The 14,083-nt window shown below is 69.3% G+C and carries 14 protein-coding genes; 8 read left to right on the forward strand and 6 right to left on the reverse strand.

Annotation, left to right across the window (positions count from 1 at the left end; all coding sequences use genetic code 11):
* Positions 1 to 48: 48 nt before the first annotated feature.
* Genes HUS56_RS10120 through HUS56_RS10135 form a run of 4 tightly spaced genes read right to left on the reverse strand, consistent with a single transcriptional unit; the run spans position 49 to position 3,986 of the window.
* A complete protein-coding gene (locus tag HUS56_RS10120; protein WP_173923321.1) occupies positions 49 to 894 on the reverse strand; it encodes a sugar phosphate isomerase/epimerase in 846 nt (281 codons plus the stop codon).
* On the reverse strand, positions 891 to 1,727 hold the full coding sequence (locus tag HUS56_RS10125) for a carbohydrate ABC transporter permease (protein ID WP_173923322.1): 837 nt from the start codon (positions 1,725 to 1,727) through the stop codon (positions 891 to 893). The genes HUS56_RS10120 and HUS56_RS10125 overlap by 4 nt, the downstream gene beginning before the upstream one ends.
* Positions 1,721 to 2,689 carry a carbohydrate ABC transporter permease gene (locus HUS56_RS10130; protein ID WP_173923323.1) on the reverse strand — a complete coding sequence of 323 codons (969 nt, stop codon included), beginning with the start codon at positions 2,687 to 2,689 and terminating at the stop codon, positions 1,721 to 1,723. The genes HUS56_RS10125 and HUS56_RS10130 overlap by 7 nt, the downstream gene beginning before the upstream one ends.
* Positions 2,667 to 3,986, reverse strand: coding sequence for an ABC transporter substrate-binding protein (locus HUS56_RS10135; RefSeq protein WP_173923324.1), 1,320 nt, complete (start codon positions 3,984 to 3,986; stop codon positions 2,667 to 2,669). The genes HUS56_RS10130 and HUS56_RS10135 overlap by 23 nt, the downstream gene beginning before the upstream one ends.
* 251 nt (positions 3,987 to 4,237) lie before the next feature.
* On the opposite strand from HUS56_RS10135, the gene HUS56_RS10140 reads away from it, so the two are divergent.
* From HUS56_RS10140 to HUS56_RS10155, 4 genes are all read left to right on the forward strand, one after another.
* On the forward strand, positions 4,238 to 5,257 hold the full coding sequence (locus HUS56_RS10140) for an SIS domain-containing protein (RefSeq protein ID WP_254431393.1): 1,020 nt from the start codon (positions 4,238 to 4,240) through the stop codon (positions 5,255 to 5,257).
* Between the two features lie 72 nt (positions 5,258 to 5,329).
* A complete protein-coding gene (locus tag HUS56_RS10145; protein ID WP_173923325.1) occupies positions 5,330 to 6,220 on the forward strand; it encodes a PfkB family carbohydrate kinase in 891 nt (296 codons plus the stop codon).
* Positions 6,221 to 6,255: 35 nt separating this feature from the next.
* Positions 6,256 to 7,365: a LacI family DNA-binding transcriptional regulator gene (locus HUS56_RS10150; RefSeq protein ID WP_173923326.1), complete on the forward strand. Its 1,110-nt coding sequence runs from the start codon at positions 6,256 to 6,258 to the stop codon at positions 7,363 to 7,365.
* A 215-nt stretch (positions 7,366 to 7,580) separates the two neighbouring features.
* Positions 7,581 to 9,056 carry a trypsin-like peptidase domain-containing protein gene (locus tag HUS56_RS10155; RefSeq protein ID WP_173923327.1) on the forward strand — a complete coding sequence of 492 codons (1,476 nt, stop codon included), beginning with the start codon at positions 7,581 to 7,583 and terminating at the stop codon, positions 9,054 to 9,056.
* A gap of 32 nt (positions 9,057 to 9,088) precedes the next feature.
* On the opposite strand, the gene HUS56_RS10160 is transcribed toward HUS56_RS10155, so the two are convergent.
* Positions 9,089 to 10,339, reverse strand: coding sequence for a DUF2510 domain-containing protein (locus tag HUS56_RS10160; RefSeq protein WP_173923328.1), 1,251 nt, complete (start codon positions 10,337 to 10,339; stop codon positions 9,089 to 9,091).
* 203 nt (positions 10,340 to 10,542) lie between these two features.
* Here HUS56_RS10160 and HUS56_RS10165 point away from each other — a divergent pair, with 203 nt between their 5' ends.
* From HUS56_RS10165 to HUS56_RS10175, 3 genes are all read left to right on the forward strand, one after another.
* A complete protein-coding gene (locus HUS56_RS10165; protein ID WP_173923329.1) occupies positions 10,543 to 10,974 on the forward strand; it encodes a DUF1761 domain-containing protein in 432 nt (143 codons plus the stop codon).
* Positions 10,975 to 11,113: 139 nt separating this feature from the next.
* The gene (locus HUS56_RS10170) at positions 11,114 to 11,941 is read left to right on the forward strand and encodes a hypothetical protein (RefSeq protein ID WP_173923330.1); all 828 of its coding nucleotides are present in this window, start codon (positions 11,114 to 11,116) and stop codon (positions 11,939 to 11,941) included.
* Entirely contained in the window at positions 11,917 to 12,396 is a 480-nt protein-coding gene (locus tag HUS56_RS10175) for a hypothetical protein (RefSeq protein ID WP_173923331.1), read from the forward strand. Before HUS56_RS10170 ends, HUS56_RS10175 begins: the two co-directional genes overlap by 25 nt.
* A gap of 53 nt (positions 12,397 to 12,449) precedes the next feature.
* Here the strand turns inward: HUS56_RS10175 and HUS56_RS17295 are convergent, their stop codons facing one another.
* A complete protein-coding gene (locus HUS56_RS17295; RefSeq protein WP_254431394.1) occupies positions 12,450 to 12,710 on the reverse strand; it encodes a hypothetical protein in 261 nt (86 codons plus the stop codon).
* On the opposite strand from HUS56_RS17295, the gene HUS56_RS10180 reads away from it, so the two are divergent.
* Positions 12,699 to 13,847 carry a hypothetical protein gene (locus tag HUS56_RS10180; RefSeq protein ID WP_254431395.1) on the forward strand — a complete coding sequence of 383 codons (1,149 nt, stop codon included), beginning with the start codon at positions 12,699 to 12,701 and terminating at the stop codon, positions 13,845 to 13,847. The two genes, HUS56_RS17295 and HUS56_RS10180, sit on opposite strands and share 12 nt — an antisense overlap.
* Positions 13,848 to 14,083: the final 236 nt, after the last annotated feature.

The raw sequence follows: 14,083 nt of genomic DNA on the forward strand, positions 1-14,083 counted from the left end.
GGGCGCCGGGCGAGCCGAGCGGCCGGCGACAGTCGAGAGGCGACAGCGTCAGGCGGCCGCGGCCGCGAGTTCGCGCTCGACGGCGGCGAAGCACCGGTCGAGGGCGCGCCTCGGGTCGAAGGCGTAGCTGCCGTCGCCGAAGAGCTCGAAGGTGAGGCATCCGTCGTACCGATGTCGGCCGAGCGCATCGAGGTACCGGCCGAGCGGAAGCTCGCCGTCGCCCCACGCGAGGTGCCCGTTGGGCCTGCCGTCGATGAGGTGCACGTGACGGATGCGGCCGCCGAGGGCGGCGAAGTAGTCGTCGACCGTCTCGCCCGCGGTGGCCATGGCGACCGTGTCGAGGGCGGCGCCGAGGGTGGGCGCGGCGATCTCGTCGAGCATCCGCGCGAGGGTCGTCGAGTCGTTGACGAGGTTGGATTCCACGCGCTGCAGCGGCTCGAGCACGCACGAGACGCCGAGGGCGGCGGCGTAGGCCACGATCTCGCCGATCCCGTCGACGGAACGCCGCCACGCGGCATCCGTCGGCTCGTTCTCGAAGCCCCGCCCCGGCGTGAGGAACAGCAGGGGTGCCTCCAGTTCGGCGCACAGCTCGGCGGCCCGCCGGAACATGGCGATGCTCGATTCACGCAGCCAGCGCGACGGCGACGCGACGTTCACCGGGTAGATCACCTGCTCGGGCGTCAGGCAGTGCACGGCCATTCCGCGTTCGGTGATGCGTCGGCGCAGGCCGCGCGCCTCCTCGACGCTCATGTGCGGCACGTGCAGCTGCGGCGCGATGCCCCACAGCTCGACGCGTTCACGGCCGAGCTCGACCATGTCGTCGAGGAACCGGTCGAACGGCAGGTGCTGGTACGAGAAGTTCGATCCCGTGATCTGGTCGATCGTGATGGTCATTTTCCGATCCCATCGGCGAGTCCCTTGATGAAGTAGCGCTGGCACGCGAAGAAGAGCACGACGACCGGCAGCGCGGCGATCACCATGCCGGCGAACACCACCGGATAGTCGGTGCCGTGCTTGCTCATGAGGCTGGTGAGTCCGACCGGCAGCGTCTGCATGTCGGTGCCGCTCGTGAACACCATGGCGAAGAGGTACTCGTTCCAGGCGAACAGGATGTGCAGGATGATCACCGAGATGATGATCGGCCTGCACATCGGCAGGATGATGCGCCAGAACGCCGTCCACCGGCTCGCCCCGTCGACCTCGGCAGCCTCATCGACCTCGCGGGGCAGGTCGATCATGTAGGCACGGATGAGGAACGTCGTGAACGGGATCCGGAACGCGGTGTAGAGGATCAGCAGCGCCCAGAACGTGTTGTACAGGCCCATCGACTGGAACATCTTCACGAGGGGAACCAGGGCGACGGTCGGTGCGAGCATGAGCCCGCCGAGGATCACGGTGGATGCCGTGCGACTGAGCGGGATGTCGACGCGAGTGAGCCCGTATGCCGCCCAGGCGCTGATGAAGACGGTCGCGATCGTCGACGTGATCGTGACGAGGATGCTCGTCGTGAGGTAGTTGCTGACCCCGCGGTTCCACGCGGCGGCGTAGTTGTCCCAGTCCCACTGCATGGGCAGCGCGAACGGGTTGCCGAACAGCTCGGCGTTGGTCTTGAAGCCGTTCAGCACCATCCACGTGAGCGGATAGATCACCACGACCACGAGGCACAGCAGGAACGTCCACATGAACACGCGAGCGATGACGCCCGCGAAGGAGAGTCGGGTCACCATTCCACCCTTCTGCGGCGATTGATCCAGAGCTGCACCAGCGCGATCGTCAGCGTGATGACGAAGATGACGGTCGCGATGGCGGCGGCGTAGCCGAAGTCGTTGCGCACGAAGCCGTTGCGGTAGAGCCACGTGCCGAGCACCTGCGTCGAGTTGTTCGGGCCACCCGAGGTCATGACCATCACCTCGTTGAACACCTGGAACGCACCCGAGATCGTGACGATGATCATGAGCCCGGTCATCTCACGCACGAGCGGGAGCGTAATGGTGAAGAACCGGCGCACCGGGCCGATCCCGTCGATCGAGGCGGCCTCGTAGAGCTCGGATGGGATGCGCTGGATGGCCACGGCGAAGAGCAGCGTCGAGTAGCCGAAGCCCTGCCACTGGCTCATCACGATGATCGAGACCATCGCCGTGCTCTCCTGACCGAGCCAGGGCTGTGCCAGTGCGTCGAGCCCGATCGCGTCGAGCACGTAGTTGAGGAGGCCGAGATTCGGCTCGTAGATGAAGTAGAAGAGCAGGCCGGCGACGGTGAGCGAGATGGCCGACGGGATGAAGTAGACGGCTCGAAGGCTTCGCCGCAAGCGGTCGTTGCGGATGCCCTCGATGATGGCCGCCAGCACGATCGCGCCGAACACCTGGAACGCGAGCGAGATCACCGCGTACAGCACGTTGTTCCACAGCGATGACCAGAAGATCGGGTCGCCGACGAGCTTGGTGTAGTTGTCGAGCCCGATGAACTCCTGGCTGCCGCTGTAGATGTCCCACTCGAGCGTCGAGAACCCGAGGTTCTGCACGAGCGGCAGGTACACGAACACGGCGAGCACGACGACCGCCGGCAGGATCCACGCGAGGCCGAGCAGGCGCCGGGCGCCGGGCCGTCTCGGGGCGCGAGGGGGTGGGGTGACGGCGGTGAGCGCCGCCGTCACCCCCTCCTCGGTCTTACTCGGCTGAGTGAGAAGCATTCCGCACGCTCTCCAGCACCTGCTCGGGGGTCGAGCCGCCGCTGATGAGCGCCTCCCCGCCGGCGAGCCACGCGTCGGCGACCTCGGGTACCGTTACGGTGTCGAGCCAGATGATGAGCTCGGATGCCTCGTTGACCTGCGTGATGCCGTCGAACACGGCGGCGCTCGAGGTCTCGGGCGTCACGGCGCCGACGATGGTGCTCGGCTGGCCGTAGGGCGGGGACGAGAGCACCGTGGCGTTCTCGAGGCTTGTGGCGAACTTCATGAAGTCGACGGCGAGGGCGGCCTGCGGCGACTTGGCGTTGATGAGGTACCCCTCGGGCGATCCCTCGATGGCACCGGGGTTGCCCTTCGCCCCCTCGGGAACGGGCAGCGGGAAGATCCCGAACATCTCGGGGGTGACCACGTTGCCCTCGGCGGTGACCGTGTCGAACTCGAGGATCTCCTGGTAGTACATGGCGGCGCGGCCGCCGGCGAGCGCCTCCTGCGCGGTCGAGTACAGCACGCCGTTCGTGCCCGTGCCCGTGTCGGTGCACTCGTCGACGAGCGTCTTGAACTGCTCGAGCGACGTCACGTAGCCGGGGTCGTCGAGCGTGGCGGTCGCAGGCGAGAAATCAGCGTGCAGCACGTCGCTCGGCACGTTGTACGCGAACAGCTGCTGCAGGTAATGCAGCGCGGGCCAGCCGTCCTTGTTGCCGAACGCGATCGGCTCGTAGCCGGCGGCGCGGATGGGAGCGCAGCTCTCGATGAGCTCCTCGAACGTGGTCGGCACCTCGATGCCGACCTCGTCGAAGATCTTCGTGTTGTAGCCCATGAACTTGCCGTTGTTGTACAGGGGGATGCCGAAGTACTTGCCGTCGACCTGGAAGGCGCTGAGGGACGCCTCCCCGAACGTGTCGCCCCACTCGGTGCCGGGCTCGATCACCTCGGTCAGGTCGGCCGCGAGGCCGCCGTCGATGAAGTTCTGCGCCCAGTTGCCGGCCCACGTGAAGTAGATGTCGGGAAGCGCGCCGGAGGCGGTGAGCGTCTTGGTCTTGTCCTTCACGCTCTGGTCGGTCTCCTGGATGAGCTCGATGGTGACCTCGGGGTGGAGCTCCTCGTACTCGGCGGCCAGGTTCTCGAAGTACGGCCCGAGCGGCTCGCCCGCGAACTTGGTGAGGATGCTGAGGGTGCCCGAGTACTCGGGCTCGGCCGTGATGTCGGCCGCGGGGGCGGCGTTGCCTCCCGCGCACCCGCTGAGGACGAGAGCGGATGCCGCGGCGAGCGCGGTGAGTGCGGTGAATCTCTGTGCGTGCATGGTCTTCCTTCAACTCGGACGAAGGCCGGACCAGAGCGGAGCTGGAAGCTCCGGCGGACCCGCCTTTGGATCAGTGACACGTGGGTGCTCGATGGGGACCGACAATACACAAAACCTGATACCGGTACCAGACCTTGGAGAAAATTGTCCCGGTTGACGGTGAACTCAGCGTGTGTCAGCATGAGCGAGTTCTGATACCGGTACCACCTAGACAGAGATCGGCGCCGGACATCCGCTTCGAAAGGACCACCATGCTCGAGACGACCACGCTGCTCGGCTTCGACGAGTCGACTTTCCGCGCTCAGACGGCGAGCGCCGTCGCGCTCCGGCCCCGCATCGAGGAACTCGTCGACCGGCTGCAGGCCGACGGGTTCGCGAACCTCTTCCTGATCGGCGCCGGTGGCACCTATGCGGCGATGTGGCCGTACGAGCATCTCGCGCGCACCCGCTCGACGCTCCCCGTGCGGAGCGTCATCGCCGCCGAGCTCATCGAGTCGGGCGACGCCACCCTCGGCGCCGATTCGGTCGCGATCTTCACCTCGGTCTCGGGCACCACCGACGACAGCCTTCGCGCCATCGAGTACTGCAAGGCCCGGGGCGTCACCACCGTCGGGTTCACGGGCTACCCCGACTCCCCGATCGCCCAGGCCGTCGACGTCGCCCTCGTCTCCGAGCCGAAGACCTGGCCGTTCGACATGCAGCTGCTCCTGTTCATGACCCGCCTGCTCTCGGCGCGCGGCGAGTTCGAGGGCTACGAGAAGTTCGCCGACGAACTGGCCGCGCTGCCCGACGTGCTCGTCGCCGTGGCCGAACAGGCCGAGCCCGCGGCATCCGACTTCGCCGAGGCGCACGCCGAGACCGACTACCACTTCCTCGTCGGCGGCGGAAACCTGTGGGGCTTCACCTACCTGTACTCGATGTGCATCCTCGAGGAGATGCAGTGGCTGCGCACCACGCGAGTGCACAGTGCCGAGTTCTTCCACGGCTCGCTCGAGCTGCTCGAGCAGGACACGAGCGTCATCGTGTTCCAGGGCGAAGACGAGACGCGCGCGCTCACCGACCGTGTCGAGCGCTTCGTGAAGAAGGTCTCGAACGACGTCACCGTGTTCGACACGAAGGACTACCCGCTCGAGGGCATCAGCCCCGAGTTCCGCGGGCTGCTCGCTCCGCTCGTGCTCGACACGGTGATGGGGCGGGTCTCGAAGCACCTCGAGCGGGTGCGCAACCACTCGCTCGACCTGCGTCGGTACTACCGCGTCGTCGAGTACTGATCGGCGGATGCCCCGCCTCGGCCGTGTGCCGGGCGGGGCGGCCGTTCCTCGTCATCGTTCACAGGAGAACCCATGCGCGTGCTCGGCTTCGGCGACAACATCGTCGACCGCTTCCTCGACCGGGGAATCGACTACCCCGGCGGCAACTGCGTGAACGTCGCGGTGTTCGCGCGCCGGCTGGGTGCCGACGCCGGATACCTCGGGGTGTTCGGCAGCGACGAGGCCGGGGCCTTCCTGCGCGACGCGATCGCCGCCGAGGGGGTCGACGTGTCGCGGAGCGTCGTGCGCGAGGGTGAGAGCGGGGTATCGACGCTGCAGGTGGAGGCGGGCGAGCGCACGTTCCTCGGTTGGAACGGCGGCGGCGTCACGGTGCGATCGCCGCTGGAGCTCGACGCGGCCCTGCTCGAGTACGCGTCGGGCTTCGACCTCGTGCACTCGAGCGTCTACTCGCGCAGCGAGCCCGAGCTGGCGAAAGTCGCGGGTGGCCCGGCCCTCGTCTCGTACGACCTGTCGAGCGAAGACGAGTTCCGCAGGCCCGAGTACCTCGATCGGGTGTGCCCGTCTGCCGACCTCGTGCTCCTGTCGTGCTCGCACGAGTCCGACGAGGCCACACGGGAACTGCTCGCCGAGGCGATCGCGCGAGGGGCATCCATCGCCCTGGCGACCCGCGGCACCGACGGGGCGATCGTGACCGATGGGCGCGCGACCGTGTCGGCCGGCGCCAAGCTCGTCGATGGCGCCGCCACGATCGTCGACACGATGGGCTGCGGCGACGCCTTCCTCGCGGGGTTCATCGTCTCGCTGCTCGGGTCGGGCTGGCGGCGTGGTGTGCGCCCCGGGCGGTCGCAGCTTACGGCGGCGCTCGAGGCGGGTGCGGATGCCGCGCACGCGCAATGCTTCGTCGAGGGCGCGTTCGGCCGCGGTCGAGCGTCTGGCCGCTTCGTCGCGGCTAGCATGTGGTGAGTCGAGGCGCACGGGTGAAAGGTCGGCACGGCGGTATGACGACTGAACGCGAGCGGGTCTCGAGTCCACCCACCATCTCCGAGGTTGCCGCAGCCGCCGGCGTGGGCCGGTCGACCGCCGCACGCACCCTCGGCGGGTACGGGTACGTGAGTCCCGAGCTGCGCGAGCGCGTGCTCGCCGCGGCCGAGCAGATCGGCTACCGGACGAACGCGCTCGCCCGCAGCATGTCGACCGGTGTGACCCACACCCTCGGCGTGATCGTCGCCGACATCGGCAACCCGTTCTTCGCCGGCGTCGTGCGCGGTATCTCCGACACGTCGCGCGAGCGGGGCTTCGACACCATCGTGCTCAGCACGCACGAAGACCTCGGTGAAGAGATCGCCGCGATGAACGTGCTCATCGACAAGCGCGTCGACGGCGTGATCGTCGCATCGGCCGCGGTTCAGCGAGCGGATGTCGCGCACATCAACGCCGCGATCGAGCACGGCATCCCCGTAGTGCTCGTCGACCGCGAGGTGTCGCACCTCGACCTCGACGCGGTCGTCATCGACAACCGGGCAGCCGCCCGCGAGGCGGTGGACTCGCTCATACAGGCCGGACACACGCGCATCGGCTTCGTCTGGGGCCCGTCGACCGACACCCGGCCCACGACGCGCCGCGACCTGCTCGACGCGGCCGCGAAGAACCTCTGGACCGACGGCGAGCGCCTGCGCGGCTACCTCGACGCGCTCGACGACGCCGGCATCCGCTTCGACCCCGAGCTCGTCATGGTGGGCGACAAGACCGAGTCGCGGGCCGTCGACGAGGTCGCCCGCATGCTCGCCCTGCCCGACCGGCCGACGGCGGTGTTCTGCTCTGAGACCGATGCGATGACCGGCACGCTGCGCGCCGTGCGCGCCGCCGGACTGGCCTACCCGGCCGACATCAGCCTGATTGGCTTCGACGACAGCTCGTGGGCGGCAGTCATGGATCCGCCGCTCACCATGATCGAGCAGCCGATGCACGAGCTCGGCGAGCAGGCCGCCGCCACGCTGCTCACCCTCGTCGACGGCGGTTCGACGCCGCGTTCACTGCACACCCTCGACACCCGGCTCATGGAGCGGGCGTCGGTGGCGCCGCCGAGTGGCGACATGCCGTTGTCGTAGGCATCGCTGACAGCGGCCGGCCGGGATCCAGGTCCAGCACGTCCCGCCTACTGGGGGCTGCCGGGGGCCACCGAACTGAGGATAATTCGGTTCAAACCGGCTGCCCCGCCGGAGATCGAGTTGGCGATGAAGCCGAATCGTGCCCGCACCCTGGTCGTGTCGGGCTCGGCGCCATCCGGCGATGTCGCACCCGATGTACGAGAAGGGTGATGATCATGAACGCCGAACCGGTCGTCCGGGTGGACATCCGCCGACCCCTGGCCCTGTGCATCGCCGGGCTGTGCGCCACGGCGACCGTTCTGTTCGCCTCGACGCCCTCGCAGGCCGAGGAGACCGTCGAGCAGCAGATCGAGAAGTCGATCCTCTTGGTGGGCACGACGTACAGCGGGTACGTCCTGGTGCCCTACGAGGACGGCGAAGAGTGGGAGCAGGTGGAGGCATCCGGCTCGTGCACCGGATGGTTCGCCAGTGACGAGGGCCACATCGTGACCGCCGGCCACTGCGTGGACCCGGACGAGGGGCGCGTCGCGCTGCTCGAGACGCTGCTCGCGGAGCTCGGCCAGCCAGAGCTCTTCGACGATGCGTACGCGACCTGGACGGTCGAGGGCGAGGCGGATGGCTCGGAGGTCGAGCGCACCGTGCAGGTCATCCAACCCGACGAGGTCGATGGCGCGCCGATCACCGGCAATCCGGTCACGGCACAGGTGGTGGCCTTCCAGCCGTTCGACGAGGGTGATGTCGCCCTGCTGCGCGTCGCCGGCATCTCGGATACGCCCCCGCTCGCCCTCGCCGAGGAGAATCCCGCCGTGGGCCAGGAGCTGACGGCGATCGGATTCCCCGGATCGGTCAGCAACGTCGTCGACGGCGCACGCATCCGGGCGTCGTTCAAGTCGGGCACCGCGTCGAGCCAGCAGGTGAGCACATCGGGCGTCGCCGGCACTGAGATCAACGCCGACATCAGCCCCGGGATGTCGGGCGGCCCGACGGTGGACCCGCAAGGCAGCGTCTACGGCGTGAACAGCTACCTGATCACGGGCGAGGAGCAGAACTTCAACTTCATCACCGACACCGACAACCTCCACTCATTCCTCACGAGCAACAACGTGCCGTTCACCGTGAGCGAAGTCGTTGAGGCCGATGCGACCGAAGAGCCCGCGAAGTCCGACGACGCGGCCGCCGCGACCGACGTCATGGGCCTGATGACGCCCGTCATGATCGGCATCATCGGAGCGGTGGTCCTCGCCGGCGCCATCGTGCTCGTGGTCGTGCTCCTCCGGCGACGCCAGCAGCCTCAGGCGGCCGGCGCGCCCGGTGCTGCCGGTCCGGTGGCGGCTCCCGGGGGACCGGTGCAGCCCACGAGTCCGGCTGCGCCGACGGCGCCTGCCGCCGCTGCGCCGTTTGCTGCGGCACCGCCGGTGGCGGCCCCACCGGCTGCTGCGGCTCCGCCCGCCGCGGCTCCACCGGCAGCTGCACCTCCGGTTGCGGCTCCACCCGCGGCTGCGCCGGCACCGCCTCCCGCTGCTGCGCCGGCACCTGCGTCCGAGCCATCGTCAGAGACGGTTCCGCCAGCCCCAGCGGCGGCTCCTGCGACGCAGGCCGCGCCAACTGTCGTCTGCACGAACTGCGGAACGGTGAACAGCGCGCAGGCGCACTTCTGCTCGAACTGCGGCACCCGACTTCCCGAGGCGTGAGCTGAGCTCGAGCGACCGTCCGTGCGTCGGCGCTACGGCCCGTTCGTGAACGTCGCGCTCGGGTAGAGCAAGCTCGGCGCCACCTGGAGCGTGAGCGCGCTCGCGTCGTCGAGCGACCAGGCGGCCCGCCAGCTCACCGATTCTCCCGGAGCGAGCGTGGCGGCCGGCGGGAAGCCCACGTCGTCACCCGGCCCGAACACATCGGTGCCGACATCGAAGATCTGGCTCACGTCCTGATCGCCCGACGAGAGCGTTGGAAGCGGCAGCGGCTGCAGGTCCGCCGCCGAGTTGTTCGTGATCGTCAGCGTGAACACGACGTTGCTCGCGTGCGTTGCGCCGACGGAGAAATCGCTCGGCGTGTACGGCTCGGGCGCTGACACGGTGAGCGCGACGCCGTCGTCCCAGGTCATCGTGTCGCCGAAGGCGAGCGACCCCTCGACCTGCCCCTCGGGTTGCTCGGGCGCAGGCGGCGCGCCCGGGTCCTCGGGCGCCGGCTGCGGGAACACCGGCACGTCGGGCAGCGTGTCGTCGATCTCGTCGAACACCGTGCCGAGCGACCCGATGAGGAACGTGACGAACATCACGACGCCGACGATCGCGGCGATGATCGACACGACGAGTGCGGTGACCGCCGCCCACTTCGCGCCGCGAAGGAACAGCCCGATGATCGAGAGCACGAACGCGACGGGCACGAGGATCCACGCGAACCCGCTCGTCGCGGGGATGAACGTGATCACGAGCCCGAGGATCGCGAGCAGCAGCGCAATGACGCCCACGATGTTCGGCCCGGGGTTCGAAGGCTCGGTGAACGGATGCCCCGGCAGCGCCGCCGGGGGAGGTGCGACGTAGGTCCCCGGCGCCGCGTACGGGTTCGCGCCGACGGCCGAGTATGGTGTGGTCGCTGCAGTCGGGGCGGATGCCGCGTACGGCACGGTCGGCGCCGGCGGCGTGAGGGGCGTGGTGGCCATCGTCGGGGCCACGTACGGTGTGGTTGCTGCGGTCGGGGCGGATGCCGCGTACGGCGCGGTGGGCGCCGCGTCGCCGTCGCCATAGGCCGAGCTCGCGGCATCCGAGCCCCTCGACCCCCACACGAACGGGATCGTCGGATTGTCGTCCCCGGTCGCCAACACGTGGGTGGTCGTCGCGTCAGGATCGAGCGGCGTCAACGGCGCCGTCTCGGCCGCGGGCGCCACGTACTGCGTCCAGGCGTCGCCGTCCCAGTACCGCCGTCCGCCGAACCCGTCTTCGTACCACCCCGCGGGCGCCCGCGTCGGGTCGCTCATACTTCGATGGTGACAGAGCGGATGCCGCGCCGGAACTCGTTGACCGAATCGTGATCAGTCGGCCCGCCCCGCCACCCGCGCGCTGCGGCCCACGCGCGTCGCGATCCGAGTACGCTCTTGGCGCAGTGCCGCATCGGTGCGGCGCGCGCTCGCCGCTGCGCAGGTCAGAGGTCGGCGGCGATGGTCGTGACGAGGAGGCGGAGATGGTCCCCGAGATCAACTACTGGGCGGTGTTGTTGGCGACGGCATCGAGCATGCTCGTCGGCTCGGTCTGGTACGCGCGAGGCGTGTTCGGAACCCGCTGGGCGAAGCTCGCGAACGTCGACATGGATCGCCCCGGCGCGAGTGCCGTGATGCCGATCATCGTGACGGTGCTCGTGAGCTTCGTGACGGCGTGGGTGCTCGCGGGCGCGTCGACGATCGCGTGGCACTTCTACGGCGGCAGCTACCTGTGGGGCGCGCTGCTCACCGCGGTGATCCTGTGGGCGGGCTTCACGGCGGCGCGGTTCATCACGCACGACGTGTTCGAGGGTCGCCCATCGTCGCTGACCGTGCTCAACATCGCCCACGAGCTCGTGACGGTGGTCATCATGGGCATCATCATCGGCGTCTGGCCGCCGGCCGGCACGGCCTGAGCGGATGCCACGACTCGAGCACCGCGATTCGCTGAGTCTGCTCAGGTGCCAGCGGGCGTGAACTAGAGTCGCGGTGCTACTTCGTCGGAGAATGGGGCTCTCCCGGCAGCAGGCCCGGAGTCGCGACGTATCATGAACCATGGCCGGGTTCTGGGTCAGGCACCGACGCGGTGTACAGGAGCTCGAGGGCCGTGACGCCGATGTGGCGAAGCTGGCCGGATCGGCCTTGGTCGCCGCCGACGAACGCCTCCGTCTCGCCGCCGAGGAGTTCGCCTTCGCCGAGGCGGAGCTCGGATCCGAAGCGAACGTAGCCTCGGCTGAGGCGATCCTCGCGGCACGGGGGCTCCTGGGCGAGGCGTTCCGATTGAACCGGGCGAATCGCGACGCGATCCATGGCACCTCCCAAGAGGTACAGGCCCGCAATGATCGCATCGTCGTGCTGTGCCAGCAGGCCGAGAGCGTGCTCGACGGGCACATCGCCAGGCTCGCCGACGTGATCACTCGAGCCCGCCATGCTCCCGAGGTGATCACCGGCGTGCGAGCCGACGTCGAGCACCTGCGCTCTCGCGTCCCGCAGGCCCGCGACATCATCGATCAGCTGGCCGTTCGCTATGCGCGCTCGGCGCTCACCCCGGTGGAGTCCAATCCCGCGGAGGCCGAGCAGCTGCTCGGATTCGCCGAGCAGAGCGTGCGCGTGGCCGAGCGGCGTCGTGATGGTGGACATCGCGAGCAGGCAAACGTCGCGCTCGCGGCATCCGTCGACTCGGTGCGTCGTGCCGCGGCCCTGCTCGACGCGGTGGAGGCGTTCGAGGTGGAGGCGCTGCGAGCGGAGACCATGCTGGCGGCGGTGGTCGAGGAGTCCTGCCGCGATCTCGAGATCGCGCTCACGGAGCCCAGCCCAATGGCGTCGCGGACGCGATCGTCGGGCTGCGGGCGGCGCTCATGGACCTTCCACCGGTTGGTGTGAACATCGACCCGTTCGCCCACCTGAACCGGCTGCGCGAGGCACGGGCGAGGCTGGATGCCGCGATTGCGGCGGCCCGCGAGCGCGCTGCGCGCCCGGTCGTGCTCCTCGACCACGTGCGCCGTGCGATCACGCGCGCGGACCGGGAGCTCGAGGTCGCCCGCGATGCCATCGCTCGCCACCCCGGACGGATCGGCATCGAGGCGTTCACATGCCTCGCACAGTCCGAGCGGATTCGGGCCGACCTGCGCCACTATCTCGGCGGCTACATGGCGACGACGACCACGATGATGGACCTGGACCTGGACCGACGGGCGCAGGTGATCACGATGGCCGAGCGAGTCGCGAGTCTCGCAAGCGAAACCGTGAGCCTGGCGCGGCGCGACATCGAGGCATCCCGGCGCAACGGTCTGAAGCAGCGGGTCGGCGCCGACACGCATCTCGGCTCAATCCCGTAGGCAGTGCACGGATGCCGCGATCAGGGTCTGCGGGATCCGTGCAGCCTCCTAGTTCACCGGGTTGAACGGAAGCGCGACGGTGCGAAGTCCCGGGTTGAGCGCAGCAACGCGGCACGAACTCGTCGAGCAAGCGCGAAGAAGAGCAGCAACTCCAGGCGCAGGACGCCGACCTGGCGAAGCGGGCCGGAACCGCCCTGGTCGCCGCCGACGAGCGCATCCGCGTCACCACCGACGAACTCGCGTTCGCCGAGGCCGAGCTCGGTCCCGACGCGACCGCCGACCTTCGCGAGGGACTCGCTGCGGTGCGCACGCATCTGGGCGAGGCCTTCCGGCTGAACCAGCTCAACTACGACGAGATCCCCGACACCCCCGAGGAGCTGCGCACCCGCAACGCCCGCATCGTCCAGCTGTGCGACTGGGCCGAGGACGTGCTCGATGAGCGCACCTCCGCCCTCGCCGAGAAGATCGCCCGCGCACGGCGTGCTCCCGAGATCATCGCCGGCGTGCGAGGGGATGTCGCACTGCTGCGCGCCCGCACCCCGCAGGCCCGCGACACCATCGAACGACTCGCCGCCCGCTACTCGCCCGAGGCGCTCGCTCAGGTGCAGTCCAACCCCGGAGAGGCCGAGCAGCTGCTCGGATTCGCCGAGCACAGTGCCGGTGTCGCCGAGCGCCGGCGTGAGGCCGGGCAGCGCGAGCAGGCGAATCTTGCGCTCGAAGCATCCGCTGAATCGGTGCGACGAGCGGCGGCCCTGCTGGATGCAGTCGAGAACTTCGAGGTCGAGGCGCTACGGGCCGAGTCCACGCTGGCGGCGATCGTCGAGGACTCCCGCGGCGACATCGTCGTCGCGCTCAAGGAGCCGCACTCGCCCGGCGTCGAGCAGGCGGTCGACGAGCTGCAGGCGGCACTCGCCTCCCTGCCGACGGCCGGCGTCAACACCGACCCGTTCACCCAGCTCGACCGGTTGCGAGAGGCGAATTCAGGGTTGGATGCCGCGATCGCCGCTGCTCGCGAGCGGGCGGCGCGCCCGATCCCACCGCTCGAGCACGTGCGCCACGCCATCGACGACGCCGACCGCCAGCTGGCCGTTGCCCGCGACGTCATCGCTGGCCACCGCGGCTGGATCGGCGCCGACGCCCGCACCCGACTGGCCGAGTCCGAGCGCATCCGGATCGACCTCGACCACTTCCTCGGCCGGTCGGCGGCGACGGCCACGGTGATCGACGAGGACCACCGCGAACAGGCGATGGCGATGGCCCGCCGTGTGGCGTATCTCGCCGCCGAAGCCCTGCACCTCGCTCGGCGCGACATCGACTCGTCCCGCCCGCAGGATCCCTGGGGCGGCGGCCCGGGCTGGGGCGGCGGCCGCCGCGGCGGCGGCGGCGACATGATGGGCGGCATCCTCGGCGGGCTCGTGATCGGGAGCGTGCTCGACGGGATCTTCGACTGACCGACTCGGATTCTGTCCACGCCTGGGTGGGCGGGCACTGACGCGGGTTGCCCACTTCTCGCTGGCCGACGCGTCACGCTCAGCGCCGGTTGATGAGGCGAGCGCAGCGTTCCGATCGCGCTTTGGCCGACCCCATCCCAAGTTCGCACAGCTGCATACTCTCCGGCGCACAGAAGGCCGGCGGCACGATGAGTCCGGCCACAGCCTGTTCCTGGCGTGAGGGTCTCGTCTACATG

It is taken from the genome of Agromyces sp. Marseille-P2726, from assembly GCF_902809835.1.
Classification (GTDB): Bacteria; Actinomycetota; Actinomycetes; order Actinomycetales; family Microbacteriaceae; genus Agromyces.

Bases quoted from the DNA above. Each gene is read 5' to 3' on its own strand.
- HUS56_RS10145 (WP_173923325.1), top strand. From the start codon at position 5,330: ATGCGCGTGCTCGGCTTCGGCGACAACATCGTCGACCGCTTCCTCGAC.
- HUS56_RS10175 (WP_173923331.1), top strand. From the start codon at position 11,917: ATGGACCTTCCACCGGTTGGTGTGAACATCGACCCGTTCGCCCACCTG.
- HUS56_RS10150 (WP_173923326.1), top strand. From the start codon at position 6,256: ATGACGACTGAACGCGAGCGGGTCTCGAGTCCACCCACCATCTCCGAG.
- HUS56_RS10130 (WP_173923323.1), bottom strand. From the start codon at position 2,689: ATGCTTCTCACTCAGCCGAGTAAGACCGAGGAGGGGGTGACGGCGGCG.
- HUS56_RS10135 (WP_173923324.1), bottom strand. From the start codon at position 3,986: ATGCACGCACAGAGATTCACCGCACTCACCGCGCTCGCCGCGGCATCC.
- HUS56_RS10165 (WP_173923329.1), top strand. From the start codon at position 10,543: ATGGTCCCCGAGATCAACTACTGGGCGGTGTTGTTGGCGACGGCATCG.
- HUS56_RS10140 (WP_254431393.1), top strand. From the start codon at position 4,238: ATGCTCGAGACGACCACGCTGCTCGGCTTCGACGAGTCGACTTTCCGC.
- HUS56_RS17295 (WP_254431394.1), bottom strand. From the start codon at position 12,710: ATGCGTGCGCACCGCAGCGAGTCCCTCGCGAAGGTCGGCGGTCGCGTC.
- HUS56_RS10170 (WP_173923330.1), top strand. From the start codon at position 11,114: ATGGCCGGGTTCTGGGTCAGGCACCGACGCGGTGTACAGGAGCTCGAG.
- HUS56_RS10125 (WP_173923322.1), bottom strand. From the start codon at position 1,727: ATGGTGACCCGACTCTCCTTCGCGGGCGTCATCGCTCGCGTGTTCATG.
- HUS56_RS10120 (WP_173923321.1), bottom strand. From the start codon at position 894: ATGACCATCACGATCGACCAGATCACGGGATCGAACTTCTCGTACCAG.
- HUS56_RS10160 (WP_173923328.1), bottom strand. From the start codon at position 10,339: ATGAGCGACCCGACGCGGGCGCCCGCGGGGTGGTACGAAGACGGGTTC.
- HUS56_RS10155 (WP_173923327.1), top strand. From the start codon at position 7,581: ATGAACGCCGAACCGGTCGTCCGGGTGGACATCCGCCGACCCCTGGCC.